This window comes from Pseudomonas sp. DF5 (assembly GCF_058148225.1).
Map to the genome: position 1 here is coordinate 1 of NZ_JBYVYM010000088.1, position 272 is coordinate 272.

Consider the following 272-nt stretch of genomic DNA (forward strand, 5'->3'; position numbering starts at 1 on the left):
ATGGCATGTCACCTATAGTAGTTATACGCTTGCAAGGAATCGCAATGATCACCGTCTATGGAATTGACTACAATTTAAATGCCAAAAAAGCACAGATGTCCGATGTGCTACATAATTGCATGACTACTGTTCTTGGGTTACCCGAAGACAAGCGTGCTCACCGTTTCGTCCCGCTAGATAAAACTAATTTTTATTACCCCGGCGGTAGATCTGAAAAATACACAGTAATCGAAATAAGCATGATTTCTGGGCGAACGGAAGAAACAAAAAAG

At 40.8% G+C, this 272-nt stretch carries 1 protein-coding gene; it reads left to right on the top strand.

The window, feature by feature from the left end; translation table 11 throughout:
- Positions 1–44: 44 nt before the first annotated feature.
- Positions 45–272, top strand: a 228-nt coding sequence (locus tag AC30D7_RS28815; protein WP_490136340.1) for a tautomerase family protein, incomplete at its 3' end; no start/stop codon positions are given.